The organism is Achromobacter sp. ACM01 (genome assembly GCF_014851745.1).
In the GTDB taxonomy this organism is placed as follows: Bacteria; Pseudomonadota; Gammaproteobacteria; order Burkholderiales; family Burkholderiaceae_B; genus Achromobacter; species Achromobacter aegrifaciens.
Window position 1 is genome coordinate 192,503 of the sequence record NZ_JACVAF010000001.1, and the last position, 23,739, is coordinate 216,241.

The window sequence follows — 23,739 nt, forward strand, 5'->3', positions numbered from 1 at the left end:
GTTGGTTTCCTTTCCTGTGTACGGGCCCTAGCGGCCAGCGGAGTTGATGACCGCCGAATCGGCGGCAAAGAAGTGCTGCTGGCCGTCCTGCCAGGACAGGCCCAGTGTTTCGCCCGTGCCGGCGCGCAAGTGACCGCCCACGCGCACGGCCACGCCGCTGGTGTCGCCCACGCGGCAGACCACGATGGAGTCCGCGCCGAAGTACTCCACGCTTTCCACGGTGGCGGGAACGCCGTTGGCGTCGATGCGGATGTGTTCGGGACGCACGCCCAGCTTCACGGCGCCCGCGGGGGCGCCGGCGATGGCGCGGCTCTGCGTGCCGGCGATGATGGTGGCGCCCTGCGCGGAGCTCAGGCCGATCAGGTTCATGGGCGGCGTGCCGATGAAGCGCGCGGCGAATTCGGTGGCGGGCCGCGCGTACAGGCCGTCGGGCGTGTCGTGCTGTTCAATCTTGCCGCCGCGCAGCAGCACTACCTGATCGGCCATGCTCATGGCTTCGGTCTGGTCGTGCGTCACGTAGACCATGGTGATGCCCAGGTCCTGCTGCAAGGCGCGGATCTCGCGGCGCATTTCATGGCGCAGCTGCGCGTCCAGGTTGGACAGCGGTTCGTCCATCAGGCACACCGGCGCTTCGGAGATCACGGCGCGGCCCAGCGCCACGCGCTGCTGCTGGCCGCCCGACAATTGCGAGGGCTTGCGGTCCAGCAGATGGTTCAGGCCCAAGAGGCCAGCCACGCGTTGCAGGCGGCGGTCGTAGTCGCGCGCGGGCTCCTTGCGCACCTTGAGACCGAACAGGATGTTCTCGCGCACCGACAGGTGCGGAAACAGGGCGTACGACTGGAACACCATCGAGATGCGGCGCTTGGCAGGCGGCAGCTGGGTGACGTCGCGGTCGCCGATGTGGATGGTGCCAGAGGTCGGCGTGTCCAGCCCGGCAATCATGCGCAAGGTGGTGGATTTGCCGCAGCCGGACGGGCCAAGCAGGACCGTGAAGCTGCCGGCGGGAACCGTGAAGCTCACCCCATGGATCGCGGCGGCGTTGCCATATTGTTTGGTGAGGTTATCCAGAACGATGGATGACATGCTGTCTCGAAGATCTAATAGTTAGATCCGCATTGTTGCCTGTTATGAAAACCTTTTCATTGTGCAGCGCAAACATGACGGATGTATGGCAGGACAAACTTTCGTAGTCTAGGGCCTCAGGCAAAGGGGTACGGGCCGGGGTATTCCCCAATGACCGCGTGGTGCGTGACCAGGTTCTTGCCTTGCCACCAATGCAACTGATAACCCGGCGGTTCCATGATGTATTGCAGCGTCGGCCGCGGCCCCAGTTCCAGCGCAAGCTGATGCGCGGTGCCTGGACAGGTGGACGCGATGGTGCCGCCGAAGCGCTGGAAGATCGTGCGGTGCAGGTGGCCGCAAAGCACGCGCTCCACGCTGGGAAAGCGCGCCACGATGCGTTCGAGTTCGGGCGCGCCAGCCAGCAGGCCAATGGCGTCCATATGTTCGATGCCCGTCAGGAAAGGCGGATGGTGCATCAGAACCAACGTGGGCCGGTCGGGCTGTTCGGCCAGGCGCGCGGCCAGCCAGTCCAGGCGGTCCTGGCAGAGTTCGCCATGGCTCTTCATGGGCACCACCGTGTCCAGCGCCAGCATGCGCAACGGATAGGTCTCGATGGCGTATTGGATGAACGGGCTTTCGCCTTGCAGATAGCCGTGGTCGGGGAAGGCCGCGCGCAGCTGGGCGCGGTCGTCGTGGTTGCCGGGCAGCAGGAAATACGGAATCTCCAGCGCCTGCAAGTGGTCGCGCAGAACTTGGTATTCGTGCGGGCGGCCCAGGTCAGTCAGATCGCCCGTGATAAGGACGCAGTCGGGGCGCGGGGTCAGGGCATTGAGCGCGCGCACCGCGGGCGCCAGGAACGCCGCCGGATCGATGATGCCGTAGGCCTTGTCGCCCGGGGTGCGCATGTGCAGGTCGGTGATTTGTGCGATGAGCATGACGCATGTACCGAAGAATAGTGTTGTAGGAAAAGACCTCAGCGGCGCACCGGCGCGGCGGTGCCGCCTACGACGATGCAGTGCGGCAGGCGGTCCGAATGCGGCGGTTGGCCCTGGATCTGCGCCAGCAGGTTCGAGCAGGCCGTCTCGCCAATGCCGTCGCTGGGCTGGGCTACGGTGGTCAGGGGCGGCGTCAGCAAGGCGCCAAAGCGCATGCCGTCGAAGCCGCACACCGAGATATCGGCGGGCACGGACAGCCCCAGGCCCACCAGGTCCGCGATGACGGCCGTGGCCAGCAGGTCGTTGGAACAGAACAAGGCGGTGGGCGCCTGCTTGCCGCGCAGCGCAGCCTTCAGGGCATCCAGGTCGCTGCCTGTGTGCGAACTCATGGAGATGTGCTGGATGTCGTCCAGGCCCAGGCGCTTGGCGCAGGCGCGCGCGCCCGTCAGCCGGCGGCGGGCGCGGTCCGATGCAGTCAGCGGACCCGTGACCAGCGCGATGCGGCGATGGCCCAGCGCTGCCAGGTGGGCCACCATGTCGCTGGCGGCGGCGCGATTGTCGACCGACGCGAAGGGATGGGCACCGGACTCGTTGTAGACCAGCACGTAGGGTATGCCGGCATGGTCCAGGTCATCCAGCGTGGCGCTTTTGGCGGCGTCGGCGACCGTCAGGATCAGGCCGTCGACCTGATGGTCCATCAGGCCCTGGACCGCGGCGGATTCCACCGCAGGATCGTAGCCTGTGGCGGTCAGCATGACGCTGTAGCCCGATTCCCGCGCGCGCCGTTCCGCGCCTTCGAAGCACTCGGCGAACACGGGATTGGATAGCGTGGGCAGTATCAGGCCGATGGTGCGCGTGCTGCCTGAACGCAGGCTGCGGCCCACGCGATTGGGCCGGAAGCCCGCGCGCTTGGCGACGTTGCGGATATGTGCGAGCGTGTCGGGATGAACGATCTCGGGCTGGTTGAACGCGCGCGAAACCGTTGCCGGGGAGACCCCGGCCTTGCGGGCCACTTCAATGATGGAAAAGCGGGGCGACGAGCGCGAGGCCATGGCGGGAGTGCTGCCGAGATTCGTGAAAACGATTTCATATTACTCGACAAATATGACCTTTGTATTGCACGGGTTTGCGCTATGCTGATGCCGACGCAACAATAAATTGCCATGGCGCGGCATGCGATTTCCCCGGGAAAAAGCGGCTTTTTCGGTGTTTATCCCAATTGACGCAGCGCGCACAATGGCTGGAGTCGGTCCATCCGAACTGCGCGGCAATATGCCGCGCATAAAGGCGGATCCTCGGTCAAAGGGGACCGGGTGCGTATTTAGCTGCCGTGCGACACGCGCGGTACCGGTAAAGAGGAAAGGACCATGTCTACTGCCTTGAACAGACTTGGCGCGCTGGAAGCCGCGCGCAAGCTGCAACGGCGCGAATTGACCGCAGAGCAATTGGTGCGCGCATGCTTTGCGCGCATCGAGCAACGCGAAAGCACCATCCACGCCTGGACCGCGCTGCAAAAGCAGGCCGCGCTGGATCGCGCGCAGGAATTGGACCGCGGCGCGCTGCGCGGGGTGCTGCATGGCCTGCCCATGGGCGTGAAGGACCTGTTCGACACCGTCGACCTGCCCACGCGCTATGGCTCGCCCATCTATGAACGCCACCATCCGGGCCTGGACGCGGCCTCGGTGGCGCTGTGCCGGGGCGCGGGCGCGATCGTCGTCGGCAAGACCGTGACGACTGAATTCGCCACCTATTTGGCAGGCCCCACGCGCAATCCTCGCAACGAAGCCTACTCGCCCGGCGGTTCGTCCAGCGGTTCGGCCGCGGCGGTGGCCGACGACATGGTGCCCTTCGCATTGGGTACGCAGACCGCGGCTTCCATCATCCGCCCTGCTTCCTATTGCGGCATCGTGGGCTTCAAACCCACCTTTGGCAGCATTTCCCGCGCGGGCGTCAAAAGCCTGGCGGAGTCCCTGGACACCATCGGCGGTTTCGCGCGTTCGGTGCCGGACGTGGCATTGTTTGCTTCCGTCCTGATGCGCGATCCGCGCATGCTTGATCTGGCCTATGACGGCAAGCCGCGTATCGGCATGTACCGCAGCCTGCAATGGCGGCATGCGCTGCCCGAAACCAAGGAAGCCTACGCGCAGGCCGCGGCCATCCTGTCGCGCGCCGGCGCCGTGGTCGAAGAATTGCCGCTGCCGCCCGAGCATTGCGTTCTGGTGCAGCTGCATGCGGACATCATGGCGTTTGAAGCTTCGCAGGCGCTGGCCTACGAGCGCCTGGAGCATGCGGCGCAGCTCAGTCCCAAGATCCAGGCCATCCTGGAAGCGGGCTCGCGCATCACCGCTGAAGAACACCAGAAGAACCTGATGCGCGTCGCCGAGTCGCGCGCGCGCGTGGACACCTGGTTCGACAAATACGACGTGCTGCTTGCGCCCAGCGCCAGCGGCGAGGCGCCGTTCGCGGACCTGGGTACGGGCGATCCGCAGTTCTCGCGCGCGTGGACGGTATTCGGCCATCCTTCCCTCAGCCTGCCCTTCGCCACCGGCCCGCAGGGCTTGCCCGTCGGGTTGCAGCTGGTCGGCGCGCGCTATAGCGACCACCGCACGCTGGCAATCGCCGCTTGGGTCCATCAGCGGCTCCTTGCGGCCACCGCGCCAGATATCGGCGCGGCCGACATCTGGCCACGCGGATAAGCGCGGCGCGCGTCCAAAGAAAAAGCCAGCCCGATAAGGCTGGCTTTTTTTACGCCGGATTGCGGATCACGCGGTTTCGGCGGTTTCTTGCTCGGTTGCGGTCACGGCGCCGGCATTGATGTGGCGGTTGACGGCGCTCAGCACGGCCTGGAAGGAAGCCGTCACGATGTCGCGGTCGATGCCCACGCCAAAGCCCGTGCTGGATTCGCCGACGCGCAGTTCGACATAGGACGCGGCGCGCGTGTCGGTGCCGGTGCCAATGGCGTGCTCGTGGTAGTCCATGATGCGCACGGGCACGTCCAGCGCGGCTACGAAGGCCGAGATGGCGCCGTCGCCCTTGCCCGTCACGATGCGGCGTTCGCCGTTGTATTCCAATTCAGCTTCGATGCTGAAGTGCTGGCCTTCGCCTGCCGACGGATTGCCGTCGATGCGGTGGCGCACCAGCTTCCACGGCGACTTCTGCTCGAGGTATTCGCGGTTGAAGATGGTGTGCACGTCGTCGGCCGTGACTTCGCGGCCGGTTTCGTCGGTGACGCGCTGGATGGCGCGGCTGAATTCGATCTGCAGGCGGCGCGGCAACACCAGGCCGTGTTCCTGTTCCAGCAGGTACGACACGCCGCCCTTGCCCGACTGGCTGTTCACGCGGATGACGGCGTCGTAGCTGCGGCCGAGGTCGGCCGGGTCGATCGGCAAGTAAGGCACTTCCCAGACGGCGTCGGCCTGTTGCTGGGCAAAGCCCTTCTTGATGGCATCCTGGTGTGAGCCCGAGAACGCGGTGAAGACCAGGTCGCCCGCGTACGGGTGGCGCGGGTGAACGGGCAACTGGTTGCAGTACTCGGCGCAGCGGCGCACTTCGTCGATGTCCGAGAAGTCCAGCCCCGGATGCACGCCCTGCGTGTAGAGGTTCAAGGCCAGGGTGACGAGGTCGACGTTGCCGGTGCGCTCGCCGCTGCCGAAGAGGCAGCCTTCGATGCGGTCGGCGCCGGCCATCACGGCGAATTCGGCGGCGGCCACGGCGGTGCCGCGGTCATTGTGCGGGTGCACGCTGAGCACGATGCTGTCGCGGCGCGCCAGGTTCTTGTGCATCCATTCGATCTGGTCGGCGTACAGATTGGGGCTGGTGGCCTCGATGGTGGCGGGCAGGTTCAGCACCATCTTGCACTCGGGAGTGGGCTGCCATACGTCGGCCACGGCGTTGGAGACTTCCAGCGCGAACTCGGGTTCGGTGGTGCTGAAGACTTCGGGCGAGTACTGGTAGCGCCATTGCGTTTCCGGGTGCTGCGCCATGTACTGCTTCACCAGGCGCGTGCCGGTGGTGGCGATGTTCTTGATTTCGTCCTTGCTCATGTTGAACACGACCTTGCGGAACGCCGGGGCGCAGGCGTTGTACAGGTGGACGATGGCTTGCTTGGCGCCGGCGGCGGATTCCACCGTGCGGCTGATCAGGTCTTCGCGCGACTGGGTCAGCACGATGATGGTGACGTCGTCAGGAATGCGCTTTTCGTTGATGAGCTTGCGCACGAAATCGAAGTCGGTCTGCGAAGCGGACGGGAAGCCCACTTCGATTTCCTTGAAGCCGATCTTCACCAGCTGTTCGAAGAAGCGGAGCTTGCGCTCGACGCTCATCGGCTCGATCAGGGCCTGGTTGCCGTCACGCAGGTCCGTGCTCATCCAGATCGGCGCCTTGGTGATGCGGCGGCTGGGCCAGGTGCGTTCGGAAAAGTCGCGGGTAAAGGGCGCGAAGGGGACGTATTTGGTGGCGGGGTTGGCAAGCATCATTACTACACCTCGATCGGTTTCTTTTGAATCCCGGGAATGCTTCCCTAGGCGGCTGCGCGACCGGATTGCGGTCTTGCGCCAGGATTTGCCGTGATTGACCGGCAGGATTCAGAGATAAAAGGGGGAAATCGCGTGTGGCAAGCGTGGTTGCCGAGCTACCACGGGGACACTAGGCCCGGCAACCGATCGGTAGGTATAGCGATAGCGCGTAGGAGGAGAAACGAGCGCGCAGGCCGGCAACCGGAGCGTCGTAGCGTCCGGTGGCAATCGCGAAGGGGGTGCGGTGAGCGGCCATAGGTTGCTAGTCAAACACATTTTTGCCGAATGCGCAACTGAACACTCTTTTGTGTTGAGGTGAAATATATGCCGGTGGCAACGCATTTTGCTGAAGAATATTCGGCAAAACGAGGTTGGACGGGGGCGGGAGGCACGCTATGGGGTTGCCAGGCCAGGCGTACGGCTGAAGCAAAAAAACAGGCCGCCTGTCGGCGGCCTGCTATGGCAATGGAGGGAGGACGGACGGGCTTACCGGGCCGGGCCGATGCGCGGTTCCACGTAGCGTTCGCTGCGTGCTTCGCGGCGGACCTCGTCGCGCGGATCGCGCGGCTGGCGGTCGGACGGCTCCAGGATGCGGGCCTGTTCCGCGACCATGGCGATCTTGCCGGCGCGGTTGTGGCGGATTTCAGACAGGGAGCGGCGCAGATCGCCCACCGTGAAGGGCTCCTGGCGATCGCCCCAGGTCCAGCGCAGCACGCCCAGCGTTTCTTCGGTCAGGTTGGGCGCCAGGTCGGCCAGCACGCTGGTTTCGACCGGGGTGGCGCTGCCGGAAGCCAGGCTGGCGGACAGCCAGGCGCGCAGCGTGAAGAACACGATCAGGGTCCAGATGCCGGCCACCACCCACCAGATGTAGGGGTTGACCTTCTGCACCATGTCCACGGTCGGCTGCCCCAGGGAATGCAGGAACTCGTAGTTCACGGTGCGGCCGAAATTCAGTATCCAGTTGGCGGCGAGATACCAGATGACCACAGCGACGGCGATGACGATCGCACGCATTACGAGTCGGGGAAGCGCCAGTTTGAGCAGGGTCTGGCCAATGAGGCGGCAGTCCTGGCGGACGCTTGCGGGCGAAGTCAGATTCATCATGCAAAATATTGTACCTATGACCCGTCCAATTTTAGAACTGCGACCAGGTCAGCATTTGACGCTGACGCCACAACTGCAGCAATCGATCCGATTGTTGCAGCTGTCCACGCTCGACCTCGAAGCCGAGATTTCGCAAGTGCTGGCGGAGAACCCGCTCTTGGAGCGGCAGGACGAAGCGCCGTCGGCCGAGGCGCCGGCCGAGTCCGACCGCGAGTCCTCGGTGCAGGATGACGAGCCCGCCGCCGAACGCGACTCGCCGGTGGATGAAATGCCGGGTTCGGGCGGGGTCTACCCCGACGAAGACTCCAGCCGGCCCGAGGCCGCTCGGCCGGATACGCTGCGCGAGCACCTGCTGGGCCAACTGATGTTGACGCGCGCCGCGCCGCGCGACGCCGCGCTCGCCGGTCTTCTGATCGACGAGCTGGACGAAAACGGCTACCTGGGATCACCGCTGGAGGAAATCCTGGACTGGTTGCCGCCCGAACTGGAACCGGACATCGACGAGCTGAAGGCGGCCTTGTCGCTTTTGCAGTCTTTCGATCCGCCCGGCATAGGCGCGCGCGACATGGCGGAATGCCTGCTGTTGCAGCTACGCAACCCGGATCTGGATCGACTGCCTGAAGCCGCGAATGCCGCGGTCCTGGCTTGCGCGCGCCAGATCTGCGCGCAGCACCTGGCCTTGCTGGCGACGGGAAACGCCGCGCGCCTGTGCGCGGCCGTGGGCTGCGACGAAGCCACGTTCCGCTCCGCCCATGCCCTGATCCTGCGCCTGGAGCCCCGCCCGGGGCGTGCCTGGACCGTGCCCGCGGCCGATTACGCGGTGCCGGACGTCATCGTACGCAAGACGCGCGGCGGCTGGCAGGTCACCCTCAACAGCGCCGCCGTGCCCAAGCTGCAGATCAACGGGCTGTACGCCCAGATGCTGGGCAACCAGAAGGAATCCGCGCATGCGGGCCTGCAATCGCAGCTGCAGCAGGCCCGTTGGATGATCCGCAACGTGGAACAGCGCTTCGACACCATCCTGCGGGTGGCCCAGGCCATCGTGCAGCACCAGACGGCCTTCTTCAGCCAGGGGCCGGCCGCCATGCGGCCGCTCATCCTGAAGGACATCGCTGGCGAGCTCGGTTTGCATGAATCCACCATTTCACGGGCCACAACACAGAAGTACATGCTCACTCCGTTTGGCACGCTGGAACTCAAGCGCTTCTTCGGCACGGGGGTTTCGACGGACGGCGGGGATGCCACCTCGGCCACGGCAGTGCAGACTTTCATCCGCCAGATGGTGGCCGAAGAGAACCGGGCCAAGCCTTTGTCTGACAGCCAGATCATGCAAAAGCTGGCCGATCAGGGGATAGTCATCGCCCGAAGGACGGTGGCAAAGTACCGTGAAGCGCTGCGGATAGCCCCGGCGGCGTTGCGCAAGGCCCAGGCGGCAGCCCGCTGAGCGGGGTCATGAAATGAGGGACGGGGTTGTGAAAATTCGTCCCTAATTTCAAAGACTTGCGTGACACTTTGGTTGCAAATTTATTTGCATGCGGGGCTTGTCAGTAGCGGAATAATTTTCGATAATTATTCTCATGTACATTTGCGTATGTAATGCCATCACCGAACGCCAAGTCCGCGCCAGCGTGGACGCGGGTGCGACGACGCTTTCCGACCTGCAATTCGAGCTGGGCGTGGCCACGTGCTGCGGCTGCTGCGCGGCTACCGCGACCGAATACCTGCCGGGCGGACGCTGTTCCAGCGTATGCGACGTGCGTTCCATAGCCGTTCCGGTCAATCCTCCGGCCGCTCTGGTCGAGTCGGGCGCGCCTGCTGCCAACAGCAGCTTCCCGATTCCCCTGGTCGCCATCGCCTGAGGATGGTCGTCTCTTACCGGCTCGCTGCCGTCACGCAGCGGGCCGCGTTGCTTCTTTCTCGCAAAATTCCCGGATAGTCATCGCCAGTTGGCGCGCAGGTTCGCGCAGCGTATCGGCCAGGCATAACGCCAATTCGGTCGACGGCACGGACGGCAGCCCTGCGTCGATGATCCGATGGTCCGGCAAGAGGCAACGCCGCTCCAGCAGCGCCACGCCCAAGCCTCCCGTCAATGCCGCTTGCAGGCCCATCAGATTCGGGCTTTCGTAGGCGATGCGCCAGTGCCGGCCCGAAGCTTCCAGGGCATGGATGGCGCGATTGCGGTAGATGCAGCCTTGCGGAAACGCGACCAGCGGCACCGGCTCGGCGGACGCGAGTTCCATTCCGGGTGCGCCGATCCAATGCAAATGTTCGGGCCAGGCGGCCAACGCGGCACCCGCGCCGGGCTCGCGTTTGAGCAGCGCCACGTCCAGGTCGCCCCGCTCCAGTGCGCGCGTGAGCGCGGAAGTCAGGTCGCAGCGGACCGATAGCCGCACGCCTGGGCGGGTCCGCGCAAATTCCGATACCAGAATGGTCAGCGCGTCAGCCGCGAAGTCGTCCGGGATGCCCAGACGGATCACGTCCACGCGCTTGCGCCCGCTGACGGCTTCACGGACCTCGGTCGACAAGGCCAGCATCCGCCGGGCATAGCCCAGGAGACGCTCGCCGTCCTCGGTCAGCAAGACTTGGCGGCCTTCGCGGATGAAGAGCGCGCATTCCAGGGATTCCTCCAGCTTGCGGATCTGCTGGCTGACCGTGGATTGGCTGCGGTGTACGCGTTCGCCCGCCGCCGTGAAGCCGCCGGCATCCACGACGGACACGAAGCTGTGCAAAAGATCGAGGTCAGGCATCGCCGGCTCCATGCATTCATTTTTTAAATACTTTCGATCCGAATAAAGAGTTTGTCAATGGATGGGCGGCCGCGCAGAATTCGTCCATCCGCCGCCACTGCGGCTTAGCGCCACCTTCCGGACTCATCATGAAGGCCACCTCGACCCTTTCCGCCGCCGCCATTCCAGCTCAAGCCTCGCCGGGCATCAGCTGGGCGCCCATCGCAGCTTTTTGCTTTCTGTGGAGCTCGGCGTTCGCTGCGGCCAAGATCGCCGTGCGGGACTGTCCGCCGCTGACCTTGCTGACCATCCGTTTCGTGATCGCGGGAGCCTTGATGCTGGGCCTGGCGGCGGCGAGCGGCCGCTGGAAGATGCCAAGCGCGCGCGATCTGGCCGCGCTGATCCTGTTGGGGGTGCTGAACAACGCGCTGTACCTCGGCCTGAGCTGGTCGGGCATGACGACGGTGTCGTCGGCGTTTACCGCGGTGCTGATCAGCACCAACCCGCTGCTCATCGGCGTGCTGGCCGGCCCGGTGCTGGGCGAACGGCTGGGATGGCGCAAACTGCTGGGCCTGTGCCTGGGATTGGCGGGCGTGGCCCTGGTGCTGCGTTCACGCTTGTCGGGCATGCAGGAGGACCTGCATGGCACGCTGTTGGTGACGGGCGGCCTGGTGGCGCTGGTGGCCGGCACGCTGCTCTACAAGCGTTTGAAGCCGTCCTCCGGCCTGTGGACGTCCACGGGCATACAGTCCCTGGCCGGCGCCGTAGCCTTGCTGCCCTTCGCGTTGATGCACGAGAACATCGGCGATGCGCGCATGACGGCCAGCCTGTTCTGGAGCATGGCCTACATGATTGTCGCGGTGTCGATGGGCGGCTACTACCTGTGGTTCATGATTCTCGGCCGCGCCAGCGCTACTGCGGCAAGCGCGCTGCACTTCCTGATGCCGCCGCTGGGCCTGCTGTTCGGGTGGCTGGTGCTGGGCGAGCACGTATCGTGGCTGGATCTGCTGGGCATCGTCCCGATCGCGTTGGGCATCTGGCTGGCCACGCGGCGCGCCGAGTGACGCGCAGCTCCAGCCGAGGTTGCCGATCCGCAACGAAATGCCGCCGGCCACGAGCCGGCGCGTTTCACGCGGTCGCGGGACGCATCGTTGCCAGCGATCGCGTGGATCGCGCGGCGGATTCGGCGGCATCGCGCGCCGTCAGGCCGCATCGTTGCTGATGCCGGCATGCAAGGCATCACGCACGCATACTCATTCTCATTGGCGTGTCGCTTTCTTGTAGCGCTCCTAAAGCGGTTTACCAAATGCAGCGCAAGGCTAGGCGCGGCCCCGCGCCAGGTGGTAGTCTGCCGGGGTTGCGTACGCGCGGCATCGTGCGCTCCTTTGTCGCGATGCATCTGCGTCGCGCCTGACTGCAAGGAGTCCATCATGAAAGGCGACAAAACCGTCATCCAGTTTCTGAACAAGCAACTGACCAACGAACTGACGGCCATCAACCAATATTTCCTGCATGCCCGCATGCTGAACCATTGGGGCTTCGACAAGCTGGGCAAGCACGAGTACGAAGAGTCCATCGGCGAAATGAAGCATGCGGATCGCCTGATCGCGCGCATCTTCATGCTGGACGGCCTGCCCAACCTGCAGGACCTGCATAAGCTGCTGATCGGCGAAGACGTGCCGGAATTGCTGGCCTGTGACCTGAAGCTGGAGCAAGGCGCGCAGGCGACCGTGAAGGAAGCGATCGCGCATTGCGAATCGGTGCGCGACTATGTCTCGCGCGATCTGTTCCAGGACATCCTGGACGACACCGAAGAGCACATCGACTACCTGGAAACGCAGATCGACCTGATCGACAAGGTCGGCATCCAGAATTATCTGCAAAGCCAGATGTCCGTGCCGGAGTAATGTTCCGGTCATAAAAATGGCGCCCTGCGGGGCGCCATTTTTTTGTCGGTGTCATGCGGCGCATGCCGCGCGCCGATATTTCAGTTCGGGCGAGCCGGGCACTCGGCCATGGTGCCCCAGGCGCGGTTGGGTCCGCAGTACTTGTTGCGCGCGGCCCAGGAACACGAGGGGCGTTCGAAGAAGCCTTGCGTGGCGCAATGCGCGAGTTCGCGCTTGAGCGCGTCCTGCCAGCCCAGGGCGCCGGGCGCCTGCGCGGTGTTCGGGGGCGGCGGGGGCGCCTGCACCATCTGCGGAGTGCCGTAGCCGCCTGCCTGGACCTGGCCGCCGTTGATGGCGGTGGACGTGCCGGGAGCCTGCAGATCCAGGGTGCTGACGTCCGAAGTGCCCGAAGGCAGCGGCACTTGCGAAGCTGCCGCGATTTCGCGGGCCTGGTCCGGGCTGATGCGTTCGCGCGAGATCTTCACCGCAGGGTCGCTGACGCTGTCGAACAGCGAAACGGTGTTGACCTGCCATTCGCGGTCGGCGGGCTTGTCGGGCACGCCCAAGGTACCGTCGATGCGCGGCTGCGGAGGCTGGGCCACGTAAGGACGGCCGTTGGCATCCAGTACGGGCTGCTGGGATGCCGCGGCATCCTGGCCAGGAGCGGGCGCGGCCACCGGCGCATGCGCCACCAGCCAATCACCCAGTTGAATACCGCCCCAGGCCGACGCGCCAAGCGCGATCAGGAGCGTTGCGAATAAGAAACGCCAAGACATTGCTACCCTCATCTGCCGTGCGGAACCCGAACGGGTCTACGCTTTGTCTCCGAAAACCTTGCCGCCGTGCTCGCGCATGGCATGGAATTTCACATCGGGATACAGTTCCTCGGCCACGCGCAATTGCGCGGGAGAACCGATCAAAAACGCCGCCGCATCCACAACATCATAGGCGATATGGGCGGCATTGGCATCCATGAACTTGCGCAGCGCCTTGGGGTTTTCAGACGTAATCCAACGTGCCATTGTGTAGCGGGAAGGCAGCATCCGCGCGTCCACGCCGTACTCGGTCTTCAGGCGATGGGCGACCACTTCGAACTGCAGTTGTCCGACCGCGCCCAGCAGCAGCGAGCCACCGGCAGCCTCGGGACGGAACACCTGGATGGCCCCTTCCTCGCCCAATTGGGTGAGACCGGTGCGCAACTGCTTGGTGCGCAGCGGATCCTTCACTTCCACGGCCTGGAACAGCTCGGGGGCGAAGAACGGCAGCCCCGTGAACTGCAGCGTCTCTCCTTCGGTCAGCACGTCGCCCAACTGCAGCACGCCGTGGTTGGGAATGCCGATCACGTCGCCGGCATAGGCCTCGTCCAGCAGTTCGCGGCGCTGCGACAGGAAGGACACCACGTTGTTGGGGCGCATTTCCTTGTTGGTGCGCGCGACCTTCAGGCGCATGCCGCGTTCGAAGCGGCCGGAGCTTACGCGCACGAACGCGACGCGGTCGCGGTGGGCCGGATCCATGTTGGCCTGCACCTTGAACACCACGCCGGTGAACTTGGGTTCCACGGGCTGCACCAGGCGCTGCATGGACTCGCGCGGGCCCGGGGGCGGCGCCTGTTCGACCAGCGCGTCCAGCACTTCCTGCACGCCGAAGTTGTTGATGGCGGAGCCGAAGAACACAGGCGTCTGCTTGCCGGCCAGGAATTGTTCGCGATCGAAGGCGGGCGCGGCTTCGTTGATGAGTTCGATCTCGCCGCTGGCCTGCTCGAACGCCGAGCCGAAGCGCCGGGCGATTTCGGGATTGCTCAGGCCTTCGATGAAGTCGTCCTTGTCCGAGCGGCGCTCCTGGCCGGGGCGGAACACGCGCATGCGGTCCTGGCGGATGTCGAATACGCCGCCGAAGGCCTTGCCCATGCCGACCGGCCAGGAGAACGGCACCGCGTCCATGCCCAGGTGGCCTTCGATTTCGGACAGCAGTTCCAAAGGTTCGCGCACTTCGCGGTCCATCTTGTTGATGAACGTAATGATGGGCGTGTTGCGCGCGCGGCAGACCTGCAAGAGGCGGATGGTTTGCGGCTCTACGCCGTTGGCGGCGTCGATCACCATGAGTGCGGCGTCCACGGCCGTCAGCACCCGGTACGTGTCTTCGGAGAAGTCCGCGTGGCCCGGGGTGTCGAGCAGGTTGATGACGCAATCGCGGTATTCCATCTGCATCACCGAGGACGCCACGGAAATGCCGCGCTGCTTTTCGATTTCCATCCAGTCGGACGATGCATGGCGCGAAGCCTTGCGCGCCTTGACGCTGCCGGCGATCTGGATCGCGCCTGCGAACAGCAACAGCTTTTCGGTCAGTGTCGTCTTGCCCGCGTCGGGGTGGGAAATGATGGCGAACGTACGGCGCCGCGCTACTTCGTGAGGGATGTTCATGATCGGAAGGATTTTACTTGGCGCCGCTTTTTTGGGCCCGGCGTGGTCCGGTATCGGGCATGAAAAACGCGCGGGGCATGCGCCGTCGCCAGCGCATGCCCCGCACATGGGGTTCAGGAATGGCGGCGGAACGAAGCCAGGAACACGCCGGCCAGGATGAAGAGCGAACCGAAGGTCCGGTTCATCCAGCGGATATGCTTGGCGCTGCGCAGCAGGCGCAGCACGCGCGCCGCCAGCAGCGTGTACACGCCCATGGCCACCAGGTCGGTGAACGCCAGCGTGGCGGCGATCGCCGCATACTGCTGCGTCAGCGGCAGCGCGGTATCCACGAACTGCGGCACCACGGCCAGCAGGAACACCGTGCCCTTGGGGTTCATGGTGTTGATCAGGAAGCCGCGCAGCACCAGTTCCCGGATCGTGGCGCGCTTGGGATCGCCGGAATCCACCGTGACGGGCGCCGCATCCGTGCGGATCTGGCGCACGCCCAGGTAGATCAGGTAGGCCACGCCCAGATACTTGACCACGTTGAAGGCCACCTCGGAGGTGGCCAGCACCGCGCCCAGCCCCACGGCCACCACCACGAACTGGAACAGGATGCCCATGATCAGGCCTGCCGTGTTCCAGTAGCCGCGCGCAAAGCCGTACTTCAGGCCGGAGGACATCGCCGAGATCGCGCCCGCGCCAGGCGAGAACGAAATGGCCCAGGAGGCCAGGAAGAACGTCAACCAGGTAGATAAGGGCATGGCGCGGGTCCGTGGGTAGCGGTTGCGGTGATATTACTTGCTCAGCAACGCGGCGCGCGGCGCGCCCGAGGGGCGTCCGGAACCGCCATTGCCTGCCGGGCGGCCGGAGCCCTCCGGACGGCGATGGTTCTGCTGCGGACGGCCTTCGTTGCGGCCGGCGTGGGCCGGACGGTCGGCGGGCTTGCCGTCGCGCGGGCCATGGTTGGCGCGGCCTTCGCCGCCGGCACGGGCCGGCGCGGGGGCGCGGTTGCCGGTCGCGGCGCGGGGCTGGCCCTGGCCTTGTCCCTGGCGCGAACGGCCGCCATTGCCATTGCCATTGCCGCTGCGGCCGCCATTACGGCCGCCGCCGCCGCGCGGGCTGCGGTTGTCTTCGTCGCGCTCCTGGCGGTCGTAGGCTGCCGCGGTCGTGGCCGGCGGCGTCCAGCCTTCCACGGGCTTGCGCTCGATGGTCTTCTTGATCAGGCGCTCGATGTCCTTCAACAGCTTGATTTCGCTGTTGTCGACCAGCGAGACCGCGGCGCCGGTGGCGCCGGCGCGGCCGGTGCGGCCAATGCGGTGCACGTAGTCTTCGGGCACGTTGGGCAGTTCGAAGTTCACTACCTGGGGCAGTTGGTCGATGTCCAGGCCGCGGGCGGCGATGTCGGTCGCCACCAGCACCGTCACGGTGCTGTCCTTGAAGCCGGCCAGCGCGCGGGTGCGGGCCGACTGGCTCTTGTTGCCGTGGATGGCGGCGGCGGTCAGGCCGTCCTTGACCAGCTTTTCGGCCAGGCGGTTGGCGCCGTGCTTGGTGCGGGTGAACACCAGCACCTGGTGCCAGCCGCTTTCGCGGATGATGTGGCTGATGAGGTCGCGCTTGTGGTGCTGTTCCACCATGTGCACCGTCTGGGTGACCAGTTCGGTGGCGGTGTTGCGCGGGGTGACCGAGACTTCGCCCGGGTTGTTCAGCACGCCGCGCGCCAGGGTGCGGATCTCGTCGGAGAAGGTGGCCGAGAACAGCAGGTTCTGGCGCTGCTTGGGCAGCAGCGCGAGGACCTTGCGGATATCGCGGATGAAGCCCATGTCCAGCATGCGGTCGGCTTCGTCCAGCACCAGGATCTCGACGCCGGACAGGTCCACGGTCTTCTGGCCGCAGTGGTCCAGCAGGCGGCCGGGGGTGGCGACCAGGATGTCCAGCGGCTTTCTCAGCGCGGAGATCTGGGGGTTGATGTTGACGCCGCCGAACATCACCATGGAGGACAGCGGCGTGTACTTGCCATAGGTCTGCACCGATTCCTCGACCTGCGCGGTCAACTCACGCGTCGGGGTCAGGATCAGGCAGCGCGGGCGGCCGGGCTTGCGCTGCTCGGGCTTTTTCTGCATCAGCAGGTGCAGGATGGGCAGCGTGAAGCCGGCGGTCTTGCCGGTGCCGGTCTGTGCGGCGGCGAGCAGGTCGCCACCCTTGAGGACCTGGGGAATTGCCTGGGCCTGAATGGGAGTGGGCGCGGTGTAGCCGGTTTCGGCAATGGCGCGCAACAGGGAATCAGCCAGCCCGAGGTCGGCAAAAGGGGAAGAGGTAGTCAAAACAACTCCAGCGGCAGCCCGTCGCTCAAGTTGAGAGACTCCAATCCAGGCGGACGAATAAAGGAGAAAAGGGAAGCGCCCTGACGGGCGAAGCTTGGCAGCGAAGGGCCTAGCGGACGTGCGCAGATTGGCAAAACGCACCGAAGGATTGTAGCTGATGTGGCGCTGCAGCACCGCCCGGGAAGGCTGGTTCTGTATCAATAAGCAACACATTGCAGCGCCTTTGCACGAAATAAGTGTTTTCCCTAGGCTGCAATCCCTATAATCCGTCCGCTTTCATCCATTTGAAGAATAAAGGATCGCAATGAAAAAATCGGCAATTGTGGGCGTAGTCGTCGCGCTGGGCGCAGTATGGACCGGCACGGCTTGGTATACGGGCCAGAAGGCCGAGGCTTTCGTCAAGCAATCGATCGAGCAGGCCAACCTTGAACTGAAGAAGGTCGGCGAAAAATGGGGTGTGACCCCTGTGGTTGAGCTGGTCTCCTTCGACCGCGGCGTGTTTTCGTCCACCGAGCGCTACCGCGTCAAGTTCACCGAGCCGGCCGCCGACGGCAAGCCGGCCGTCGACCACGAACTCGTGTTCCTCGAGCACCTGGACCACGGCCCCTTCCCGCTGTCCAACCTGAAGTCGGGCTCGTTTGCGCCCGCCATGGTGGCCAGCCGCTTCCAGCTGGAAGAGACGCCCCTGGTCAAGGAATGGTTCGCCGCCGCCAAGGGCGCGGTGCCCCTGTCCGGCGCCTATAGCGTCAGCTACGCCAAGAACATCAGCGGCAACTTCGACATGGCTCCCGTCGAGTTCGCCAAGGACGCCAACAGCCTGAAGTTCTCGGGCATGAAGGGCGACGTGACCTACGCCACCGGCAGCAAGCACGGCACGGTCGCGCTGAAGGCCGACAGCCTGACGCTGGCGGGCGAGTCCGAAGAAAGCGACATCGTCAGCATGGCCATGACCGGCCTGACCCTGACCAGCGACATGACGCCGGCTTCGAACGACATGTACGTGGGCAGCCAGAAGGTCGCGCTCAAGAACTGGACCATCACGTCCAAGGAAAAGCCGCCGGTCCAGCTCAAGGACACCGCGATTACCGTCGACATGACCGAAGCCAACTCGCTCATGGGCGTGAAGATGGCCATGGATTTCGGCATGATCAACGTGCAGGAAAAGGACATGGCCGGCTTGAAGCTGGTGCTGGACGCGCAGAAGCTGGATTCGAAGGCGTTCAAGGCGCTGAACGACGTCTATGAAGCCGCTTCGCGCCGCATGATGCAGAGCAAGGGCGAAGAGCAGTCGCCCCAGTTCACGGATGAAGAAAAGCAGGTCCTCAAGACCAACGTCGAGCTGCTGCTGGCTGGCAACCCGACGCTGGCAGTGTCGCCGCTGGAAGTGCGTACCGCCAACGGCACGTCGACCTTCAACCTGGACCTGGACATGGCCAAGCCGGCATCGCTAGACGGCGAGTTCGCCGATACGCTGAAGCAGACGATCCGCAAGCTCAATGCCAAGCTGGTGCTGTCCAAGGGCAACCTGAGCGACCTGATGGCCATCGAGCCCCAGGTGCGCGGCGTGCCGGCCGAGCAGGCTCAGCAGACCGCCAAGGGCCAGGCTGAAATGGTAGGCACCATGGCTACCGCCATGGGCATGGCCAAGGTCGAAAACAACAACATCGTGACGTACCTGAACTACGCCGATGGCCAGGTCGATTTCAACGGCAAGAAGATGCCGGTCGAGCAGTTCCTGATGATGGTCATGAGCGGCGCGATGGGCGGCGCCCGCTAAGCCGGCGCACCACTCGACTCGAGCTGTACAAAGGCCGCCGCGCCCGGGGCGCGGCGGCCTTTTTCATTGCGGGCTGGGAACCGTCGCGTTTCAGAGGGGCAAGGCGCCGGCGGCCACTTCGCCGTTGCGCAGCACCGCAACGTGGAAGCGCTTGTCGGCCGCCTTCATGATGTCTTCGGTGGGATCGCCCTGCACCAGCAGCAGATCGGCCACGTTGCCCTCGGCGATGGCGCCGTGCTGGTCCATGCCCATCAGGTCGTGTCCGCGCGAGGTGCCGGCGATGAGCGCGTCCACGGGCGTCATGCCGAACTCGACCATGTAGGCCAATTCCATGGCGTTCTCGCCGTGCAGGTTGAACGGGGTGCCGGCGTCGGTGCCCAGCGCAATGCGCCCGCCCGCCTTGTAATACATCTGGAACGATTCGCGGTGGCGTTGCTCCACCGCGCGCGCCTTCTCGACCGCGTAGGCGGGGATGCCGTTGTCGGCGTTGGCGATGATGTTGCGCACCGCGGCGATGGTGGGCACCAGATAGGTCTGGGCGTCCAGCATCTCGCGCAGGCATTCGTCGTCCATGAAGATGCCGTGCTCGATGGAATCGATGCCGGCGCGCACTGCGTTCAGGATGCCCAGCGTGCCTTGCGCATGACTGGCGGTGCTTTTACGAAAGCGCTTGGCCTCGTGCACGCCGGCCTTCATTTCGTCGAAGCTGTAGTGCGCGTCCATGGGGCTGACGCCGGGCGTCATGACGCCGCCCGTGGCCATGATCTTCACCAGGTCGCAGCCGGCGTGAACCTGTTCGCGCACGGCCTTGATCACGTCCTCGCAGCCGTCGGCCACGCGGCCGATGCGGTTGCCGTGGCCGCCCGTCATGCAGATGATGCGGCCCGAGGCCCTGATCGTGGGGCCGGGGAACACGCCGCGCGCGATGGCGTCGCGCACGCCGAATTCCAGGTAGTCCTTGCCGCCGCAATCGCGCAGCGCGGTGACGCCGCCGCGCAGGCTGGCCTGCGCGTTCTCCAGCGCCGTCAACGTGATCTGCGCAGGGCCTTGCTTGCTCAGTTGCGCGTTGGGATCGGCGCCGCCGGTGTAGACCAAATGGACGTGACAGTCGGCCAGGCTGGGCATCAGCGTCATGCCGTCCGTGCGCACGGTCGCGCCGGCGTAGCCGGAAAACTCCCCGGCCGGCGCCACGCGCACCACGTGCCGGCCTTCGACCAGCACGCCGTGGCTGGGCAGCAGTTTGCCCTTGCCGTCGAAAACCTGGCCGCCTGTAAACAGGGTCTGTCGTGTCGCCGTCATGTCTCGCTCCGGGTTGCGCCTGGCGTTACTCCGCCACTTCCAGGCCCTCGCGGGACATGGATTGCAGGCGGGGCATGAGGCCAAGCAAGTGTTGGCTGTAGGGATGCTGCGGACGTTCGAAGAGGTCTTCGGTGTTGGCCACTTCCAGCAGTTCGCCATAGCGCATCACGCCCACGCGGTCGCACATCTGGCGGATCACCGGCAGGTCGTGGCTGATGAACAGCATGGTCAGCCCGAGTTCCTCTTGCAGGTCTTTCAGCAGGTTCAGGATCTGCGCCTGGATGGACACGTCCAGCGCCGAGGTCGGTTCGTCGCAGATAAGGAAGCGGGGGCGCGTGGCCAGCGCCCGCGCGATGCAGATGCGCTGGCGTTGGCCGCCCGAGAATTCGTGCGGAAAGCGTTCGGCGGCGCGATCGCCCAGGCCCACCACGTCCAGCAGGTCGGCCACGATGCGGCGCGTCTCTGCTTCGCTGGCCGCCAGCTTGTGGAAGCGGATCGGCTCGGCCACGATGTCCAGCACCCGCATGCGCGGATTGAGCGAGGAGAACGGATCCTGGAAGATCATCTGGATCTGCCGCCGGAACGGGTTCAACTGCTTCTCGCCCTTGAGCGCGGTCAGGTCCGTGCCGCCGAAATTGACCGAGCCTTCGCTCGGCGTGTAGAGGCCGGAGATCAGCCGCGCCACGGTGGACTTGCCGGAACCGGATTCGCCCACCAGGCCGAAGACCTCGCCTTCGCCGATGGAGAAATTGACGCGCTTGACGGCGTCCAGCGTGCGCTGGTTGCGCTTGAGCAGCGCGCTCTTCAACACGAAGCGCATGCTCAGGTCGTTGACTTGCACCAGCGGACCGCCGGTGCGTGCGCCGAAGTCGCGGCGCTGGCCCAGCCAGTGGGTGGCCAGGTCCAGCGGCTGCGCCGGCTTTTTCACGTCCTCGATGTAGGTCACCAGCGGGAAGCGCCGCAGCTTGATGTCGGGACGCGGCACGGCCGAGATCAGGCTGCGCGTGTAGGGGTGGTCGGGGTCGCCCAGAATCTTGGAGGTGGGGCCTTGTTCGACCAGCTTGCCGTGGTAAAGAACCGCCACGCGATCCGTCACGTCCGCGATCACGCCCATGTCGTGCGTGATGATGATCATGCCCACCTGCTCTTCGCGGCACAGCTTCTTGAGCAGTTCCAGGATCTGCGCCTGGATCGACACGTCGAGCGCGGTGGTGGGTTCGTCGGCGATGATGACTTCGGGCTCGCAGCACAGCGCCAGCGCGATCACCACGCGTTGCCGCATGCCGCCCGAGAACTGGTGCGGGTATTGTTTGACACGGAGTTCCGGCTTGTCGATGCCGACCTGCGTCAGTAGCTGCACGGCGCGTTTCTGGGCCTCGGCCTGGGACAGGTTCAGGTGCACCTGCATGGTTTCGACCAGCTGGCTTTCCACCGTCTGCAGCGGATCCAGCGAGGTCAGCGGATCCTGGAAGATCATGCCGATGCGGCGGCCGCGCACTTTGCGCTGCTGCGCCGGAGTCAGCGTGTCGATGCGTTCGCCGTTCAGCAGCACGGCGCCGCCCGCCAGGCGGCCAGGCGCCTCCAGCAGGCCGATCACGGCATTGCCGATGGTGGACTTGCCGGCGCCTGATTCGCCCACCACGCCCAGGATTTCGCCTTTTTCCAGGGACAGCGAGACGCCGTCCACGGCCACCAGCGTGCCGCGGCGGCTGGGAAATTCGATGCGGATATCTTCGATGTTCAACAGGGCCATGGCGTCCTCAGCGCAGCTTGGGGTTGAGCGCGTCGCGCAGCCAGTCGCCCAGCAGGTTGACCGACAGCACCAGCGCCACCAGCGCGATGCCGGGGAAGATGGAGATCCACCACATGCCCGAGAACAGGTAGCTGTTGCCGATACGTATCAACGTGCCCAGCGACGGCGCCGTGGGCGGTACGCCCACGCCCAGGAACGAGAGCGTGGCTTCGGTGATGATGGCGATGGCCAGGTGGATGGTGGCGATGACCAGTACCGGTCCCATCACGTTGGGCAGGATGTGCCGGCGCAGGATGGTGATGGGTCCGATGCCGATGAGGCGGGCCGCCTGCACGTATTCCTTGTTGCGTTCCACCAGTGTGGAGCCGCGCACGGTGCGGGCGTACTGCACCCAGCCGGAGATGCCGATGGCGAAGATCAGCACATACAGCGCGAGCTGGTCGTGCATGTCGCGCGGCAGCAGGCCGCGCGCCACGCCGTCGATCAGCAGCGCCACCAGAATGGCTGGAAACGACAGCTGCACGTCGGCGATGCGCATGATGAAGCTGTCCACGCGTCCGCCTGCATAGCCGCTGATGAGGCCCAGGCTCACGCCCAGCACCATCGAGAACAGCACGGACGCGAAACCCACCAGCAGCGACACGCGCGAGCCATACAGAACCGCCGACAGGATGTCGCGGCCCTGGTCGTCGGTGCCCAGCAGGAAGTCTGGGCTGCCGCCCTCTTCCCAGGCCGGCGGCGTGTTGGCGTCCATGATGCTCAAGGATGCCAGGTCAAAGGGGTTGTGCGGCGCGACGACGGGTGCGAATAGCGCGCCCAGCAGGATGGCCAGCGTAACGATAGCGGCGATGATGGCGCCGGGCGAACGCTTGAAGCTATGCCAGAGGTCGCTGTCGGCCGCACGGGCGAAGAAGGGAGCGATGCGAGCAATCATGATGAGTCCTTTACTTGCTCTGCACACGCAGACGCGGGTCCACGGCGAAGTACAGCAGGTCCACGACCAGGTTGATGAGCACGAACATGAAGGCGATCAGCACCAGATAGGCCGCCATGACGGGGATGTCCACCATGCTGATGGCCTGGATGAACAGCAGGCCCATGCCGGGCCACTGGAACACGGTTTCCGTGATGATGGCGAAGGCGATGATGGAACCCAGTTGCAGCCCGGTGATCGTGATGACGGGCACCATGGTGTTCTTCAACGCATGGCGGAAATTGATCAGCCGTTCCGGCAGGCCGCGGGCGCGCGCGAATTTGATGAAGTCGGCGCGCAGCACTTCCAGCATTTCGGCGCGCACCAGCCGCATGATCAGCGTCATCTGGAACAGCGCCAGCGTGATGGCCGGCATGATCAGCGCCAGCCAGCCTGATTTGGTCAGAAAGCCCGTGGTCCACCATCCCAGGCTGACCACGTCGCCGCGCCCGAAGCTGGGCAGCCATCGCAGCTGCACGCCGAAGAACAGGATGAGCAGAATGCCGATGAGGAAGGTGGGCAGCGAGATGCCGGCCAGCGAGATCGCCATGAAGGCCTTGGACAGCACGCCGTGGCGCTTGAGCGCGGTATAGATGCCCATGGGTATGCCCAGGGCCAGCGCCATCACGGCAGACACGAAGGACAGTTCCAGCGTGGCCGGCATGCGCTCTTCGAGCAGTTCGCTGACGGGTCGGCGGTGCCGGTACGATATGCCGAAGTCGCCGCGCACGGCGTTGGCCACGAAGTGCGCGTACTGCACCACGAAGGGATCGTCCAGGCCCAGCTGTTTGCGCAGTTCCGCGCGTTGTTCAGGGGTGGTGTCCTGGCCCACCATGCTGGCTATCGGATCGCCCACATAGCGGAACATGGAGAACGCGATCAGCGCCACCGTCAACATCACCAGCACCGACTGGATAAGCCGTTGCGCAACAAAGGAAAGCATTATCGGGAGCCCTCGGATTCAGATGACGCCGGGCCGCGTTTCCC

Annotated in this window: 20 protein-coding genes; 6 read left to right on the plus strand and 14 right to left on the minus strand. The window is 65.0% G+C overall.

All coding sequences use genetic code 11. The features are described 5' to 3' along the window. Nucleotides 1–27: 27 nt before the first annotated feature. The 3 genes from IB268_RS00925 to IB268_RS00935 form a co-directional block, all read right to left on the minus strand. Nucleotides 28–1,083, minus strand: coding sequence for an ABC transporter ATP-binding protein (locus tag IB268_RS00925; protein ID WP_175181658.1), 1,056 nt, complete (start codon nucleotides 1,081–1,083; stop codon nucleotides 28–30). Between the two features lie 116 nt (nucleotides 1,084–1,199). Continuing rightward, entirely contained in the window at nucleotides 1,200–1,997 is a 798-nt protein-coding gene (locus IB268_RS00930) for a phosphodiesterase (RefSeq protein ID WP_192353701.1), read from the minus strand. 38 nt (nucleotides 1,998–2,035) lie between these two features. After that, nucleotides 2,036–3,049 carry a LacI family DNA-binding transcriptional regulator gene (locus IB268_RS00935; RefSeq protein ID WP_088143668.1) on the minus strand — a complete coding sequence of 338 codons (1,014 nt, stop codon included), beginning with the start codon at nucleotides 3,047–3,049 and terminating at the stop codon, nucleotides 2,036–2,038. 315 nt (nucleotides 3,050–3,364) lie between these two features. On the opposite strand from IB268_RS00935, the gene IB268_RS00940 reads away from it, so the two are divergent. Continuing rightward, nucleotides 3,365–4,693, plus strand: coding sequence for an amidase (locus IB268_RS00940; protein ID WP_054455583.1), 1,329 nt, complete (start codon nucleotides 3,365–3,367; stop codon nucleotides 4,691–4,693). Between the two features lie 66 nt (nucleotides 4,694–4,759). On the opposite strand, the gene leuA is transcribed toward IB268_RS00940, so the two are convergent. Together leuA and IB268_RS00950 are read right to left on the minus strand one after the other, a co-directional pair. Continuing rightward, nucleotides 4,760–6,472, minus strand: a complete 1,713-nt coding sequence (leuA, locus tag IB268_RS00945) for a 2-isopropylmalate synthase (protein ID WP_175181660.1) — start codon at nucleotides 6,470–6,472, stop codon at nucleotides 4,760–4,762. Between the two features lie 525 nt (nucleotides 6,473–6,997). Then, nucleotides 6,998–7,615: a hypothetical protein gene (locus IB268_RS00950; protein WP_119449845.1), complete on the minus strand. Its 618-nt coding sequence runs from the start codon at nucleotides 7,613–7,615 to the stop codon at nucleotides 6,998–7,000. Between IB268_RS00950 and rpoN the strand changes: the two genes are divergently transcribed. Beyond that, entirely contained in the window at nucleotides 7,614–9,059 is a 1,446-nt protein-coding gene (gene rpoN, locus IB268_RS00955; protein WP_054455577.1) for an RNA polymerase factor sigma-54, read from the plus strand. The two genes, IB268_RS00950 and rpoN, sit on opposite strands and share 2 nt — an antisense overlap. Nucleotides 9,060–9,192: 133 nt before the next feature. After that, a complete protein-coding gene (locus IB268_RS00960) occupies nucleotides 9,193–9,474 on the plus strand; it encodes a bacterioferritin-associated ferredoxin (RefSeq protein ID WP_054455575.1) in 282 nt (93 codons plus the stop codon). Nucleotides 9,475–9,504: 30 nt separating this feature from the next. On the opposite strand, the gene IB268_RS00965 is transcribed toward IB268_RS00960, so the two are convergent. Beyond that, nucleotides 9,505–10,362 carry a LysR substrate-binding domain-containing protein gene (locus IB268_RS00965; RefSeq protein WP_054455574.1) on the minus strand — a complete coding sequence of 286 codons (858 nt, stop codon included), beginning with the start codon at nucleotides 10,360–10,362 and terminating at the stop codon, nucleotides 9,505–9,507. 128 nt (nucleotides 10,363–10,490) lie between these two features. On the opposite strand from IB268_RS00965, the gene IB268_RS00970 reads away from it, so the two are divergent. After that, nucleotides 10,491–11,405 (plus strand): DMT family transporter, encoded by a 915-nt coding sequence (locus tag IB268_RS00970; RefSeq protein ID WP_054455572.1) that lies wholly within the window; start codon nucleotides 10,491–10,493, stop codon nucleotides 11,403–11,405. A 366-nt stretch (nucleotides 11,406–11,771) separates the two neighbouring features. Next, entirely contained in the window at nucleotides 11,772–12,248 is a 477-nt protein-coding gene (bfr, locus tag IB268_RS00975; RefSeq protein ID WP_013390908.1) for a bacterioferritin, read from the plus strand. Nucleotides 12,249–12,328: 80 nt separating this feature from the next. Here bfr and IB268_RS00980 read toward each other — a convergent pair whose 3' ends face one another. The 4 genes from IB268_RS00980 to IB268_RS00995 all read right to left on the minus strand — a co-directional run bounded on the left by IB268_RS00980 (nucleotide 12,329) and on the right by IB268_RS00995 (nucleotide 16,950). Further along, the gene (locus IB268_RS00980) at nucleotides 12,329–13,015 is read right to left on the minus strand and encodes a hypothetical protein (RefSeq protein ID WP_175164340.1); all 687 of its coding nucleotides are present in this window, start codon (nucleotides 13,013–13,015) and stop codon (nucleotides 12,329–12,331) included. Nucleotides 13,016–13,039: 24 nt separating this feature from the next. Beyond that, nucleotides 13,040–14,647: a peptide chain release factor 3 gene (locus IB268_RS00985; protein WP_054455568.1), complete on the minus strand. Its 1,608-nt coding sequence runs from the start codon at nucleotides 14,645–14,647 to the stop codon at nucleotides 13,040–13,042. Between the two features lie 113 nt (nucleotides 14,648–14,760). Continuing rightward, nucleotides 14,761–15,390 carry a LysE family translocator gene (locus IB268_RS00990; RefSeq protein ID WP_054455566.1) on the minus strand — a complete coding sequence of 210 codons (630 nt, stop codon included), beginning with the start codon at nucleotides 15,388–15,390 and terminating at the stop codon, nucleotides 14,761–14,763. A 33-nt stretch (nucleotides 15,391–15,423) separates the two neighbouring features. Further along, nucleotides 15,424–16,950 (minus strand): DEAD/DEAH box helicase, encoded by a 1,527-nt coding sequence (locus tag IB268_RS00995; protein WP_054455564.1) that lies wholly within the window; start codon nucleotides 16,948–16,950, stop codon nucleotides 15,424–15,426. 304 nt (nucleotides 16,951–17,254) lie between these two features. On the opposite strand from IB268_RS00995, the gene IB268_RS01000 reads away from it, so the two are divergent. Beyond that, entirely contained in the window at nucleotides 17,255–18,727 is a 1,473-nt protein-coding gene (locus IB268_RS01000) for a YdgA family protein (RefSeq protein WP_125471003.1), read from the plus strand. A gap of 90 nt (nucleotides 18,728–18,817) precedes the next feature. Here IB268_RS01000 and IB268_RS01005 read toward each other — a convergent pair whose 3' ends face one another. Genes IB268_RS01005 through IB268_RS01020 form a run of 4 tightly spaced genes read right to left on the minus strand, consistent with a single transcriptional unit; the run spans nucleotide 18,818 to nucleotide 23,695 of the window. After that, nucleotides 18,818–20,026 carry an amidohydrolase family protein gene (locus IB268_RS01005; protein ID WP_192352920.1) on the minus strand — a complete coding sequence of 403 codons (1,209 nt, stop codon included), beginning with the start codon at nucleotides 20,024–20,026 and terminating at the stop codon, nucleotides 18,818–18,820. 25 nt (nucleotides 20,027–20,051) lie between these two features. After that, nucleotides 20,052–21,779, minus strand: a complete 1,728-nt coding sequence (locus tag IB268_RS01010; RefSeq protein ID WP_054455558.1) for an ABC transporter ATP-binding protein — start codon at nucleotides 21,777–21,779, stop codon at nucleotides 20,052–20,054. A 7-nt stretch (nucleotides 21,780–21,786) separates the two neighbouring features. Then, a complete protein-coding gene (locus tag IB268_RS01015; RefSeq protein ID WP_054455556.1) occupies nucleotides 21,787–22,713 on the minus strand; it encodes an ABC transporter permease in 927 nt (308 codons plus the stop codon). A 10-nt stretch (nucleotides 22,714–22,723) separates the two neighbouring features. Further along, nucleotides 22,724–23,695, minus strand: a complete 972-nt coding sequence (locus IB268_RS01020; protein ID WP_054455554.1) for an ABC transporter permease — start codon at nucleotides 23,693–23,695, stop codon at nucleotides 22,724–22,726. Between the last annotated feature and the right edge of the window lie 44 nt (nucleotides 23,696–23,739).

What these genes read in the sequence shown, in the direction of transcription:
- IB268_RS00990 (WP_054455566.1), bottom strand. Translation starts at nt 15,390, where the DNA reads ATGCCCTTATCTACCTGGTTGACGTTCTTCCTGGCCTCCTGGGCCATT.
- IB268_RS00930 (WP_192353701.1), bottom strand. Translation starts at nt 1,997, where the DNA reads ATGCTCATCGCACAAATCACCGACCTGCACATGCGCACCCCGGGCGAC.
- IB268_RS00935 (WP_088143668.1), bottom strand. Translation starts at nt 3,049, where the DNA reads ATGGCCTCGCGCTCGTCGCCCCGCTTTTCCATCATTGAAGTGGCCCGC.
- IB268_RS00965 (WP_054455574.1), bottom strand. Translation starts at nt 10,362, where the DNA reads ATGCCTGACCTCGATCTTTTGCACAGCTTCGTGTCCGTCGTGGATGCC.
- IB268_RS00950 (WP_119449845.1), bottom strand. Translation starts at nt 7,615, where the DNA reads ATGATGAATCTGACTTCGCCCGCAAGCGTCCGCCAGGACTGCCGCCTC.
- bfr (WP_013390908.1), top strand. Translation starts at nt 11,772, where the DNA reads ATGAAAGGCGACAAAACCGTCATCCAGTTTCTGAACAAGCAACTGACC.
- IB268_RS00925 (WP_175181658.1), bottom strand. Translation starts at nt 1,083, where the DNA reads ATGTCATCCATCGTTCTGGATAACCTCACCAAACAATATGGCAACGCC.
- IB268_RS01015 (WP_054455556.1), bottom strand. Translation starts at nt 22,713, where the DNA reads ATGATTGCTCGCATCGCTCCCTTCTTCGCCCGTGCGGCCGACAGCGAC.
- rpoN (WP_054455577.1), top strand. Translation starts at nt 7,614, where the DNA reads ATGCAAAATATTGTACCTATGACCCGTCCAATTTTAGAACTGCGACCA.
- IB268_RS00970 (WP_054455572.1), top strand. Translation starts at nt 10,491, where the DNA reads ATGAAGGCCACCTCGACCCTTTCCGCCGCCGCCATTCCAGCTCAAGCC.
- IB268_RS00960 (WP_054455575.1), top strand. Translation starts at nt 9,193, where the DNA reads ATGTACATTTGCGTATGTAATGCCATCACCGAACGCCAAGTCCGCGCC.
- IB268_RS00940 (WP_054455583.1), top strand. Translation starts at nt 3,365, where the DNA reads ATGTCTACTGCCTTGAACAGACTTGGCGCGCTGGAAGCCGCGCGCAAG.
- IB268_RS00980 (WP_175164340.1), bottom strand. Translation starts at nt 13,015, where the DNA reads ATGAGGGTAGCAATGTCTTGGCGTTTCTTATTCGCAACGCTCCTGATC.
- IB268_RS01020 (WP_054455554.1), bottom strand. Translation starts at nt 23,695, where the DNA reads ATGCTTTCCTTTGTTGCGCAACGGCTTATCCAGTCGGTGCTGGTGATG.
- IB268_RS01000 (WP_125471003.1), top strand. Translation starts at nt 17,255, where the DNA reads ATGAAAAAATCGGCAATTGTGGGCGTAGTCGTCGCGCTGGGCGCAGTA.
- IB268_RS01010 (WP_054455558.1), bottom strand. Translation starts at nt 21,779, where the DNA reads ATGGCCCTGTTGAACATCGAAGATATCCGCATCGAATTTCCCAGCCGC.
- leuA (WP_175181660.1), bottom strand. Translation starts at nt 6,472, where the DNA reads ATGATGCTTGCCAACCCCGCCACCAAATACGTCCCCTTCGCGCCCTTT.
- IB268_RS01005 (WP_192352920.1), bottom strand. Translation starts at nt 20,026, where the DNA reads ATGACGGCGACACGACAGACCCTGTTTACAGGCGGCCAGGTTTTCGAC.
- IB268_RS00985 (WP_054455568.1), bottom strand. Translation starts at nt 14,647, where the DNA reads ATGAACATCCCTCACGAAGTAGCGCGGCGCCGTACGTTCGCCATCATT.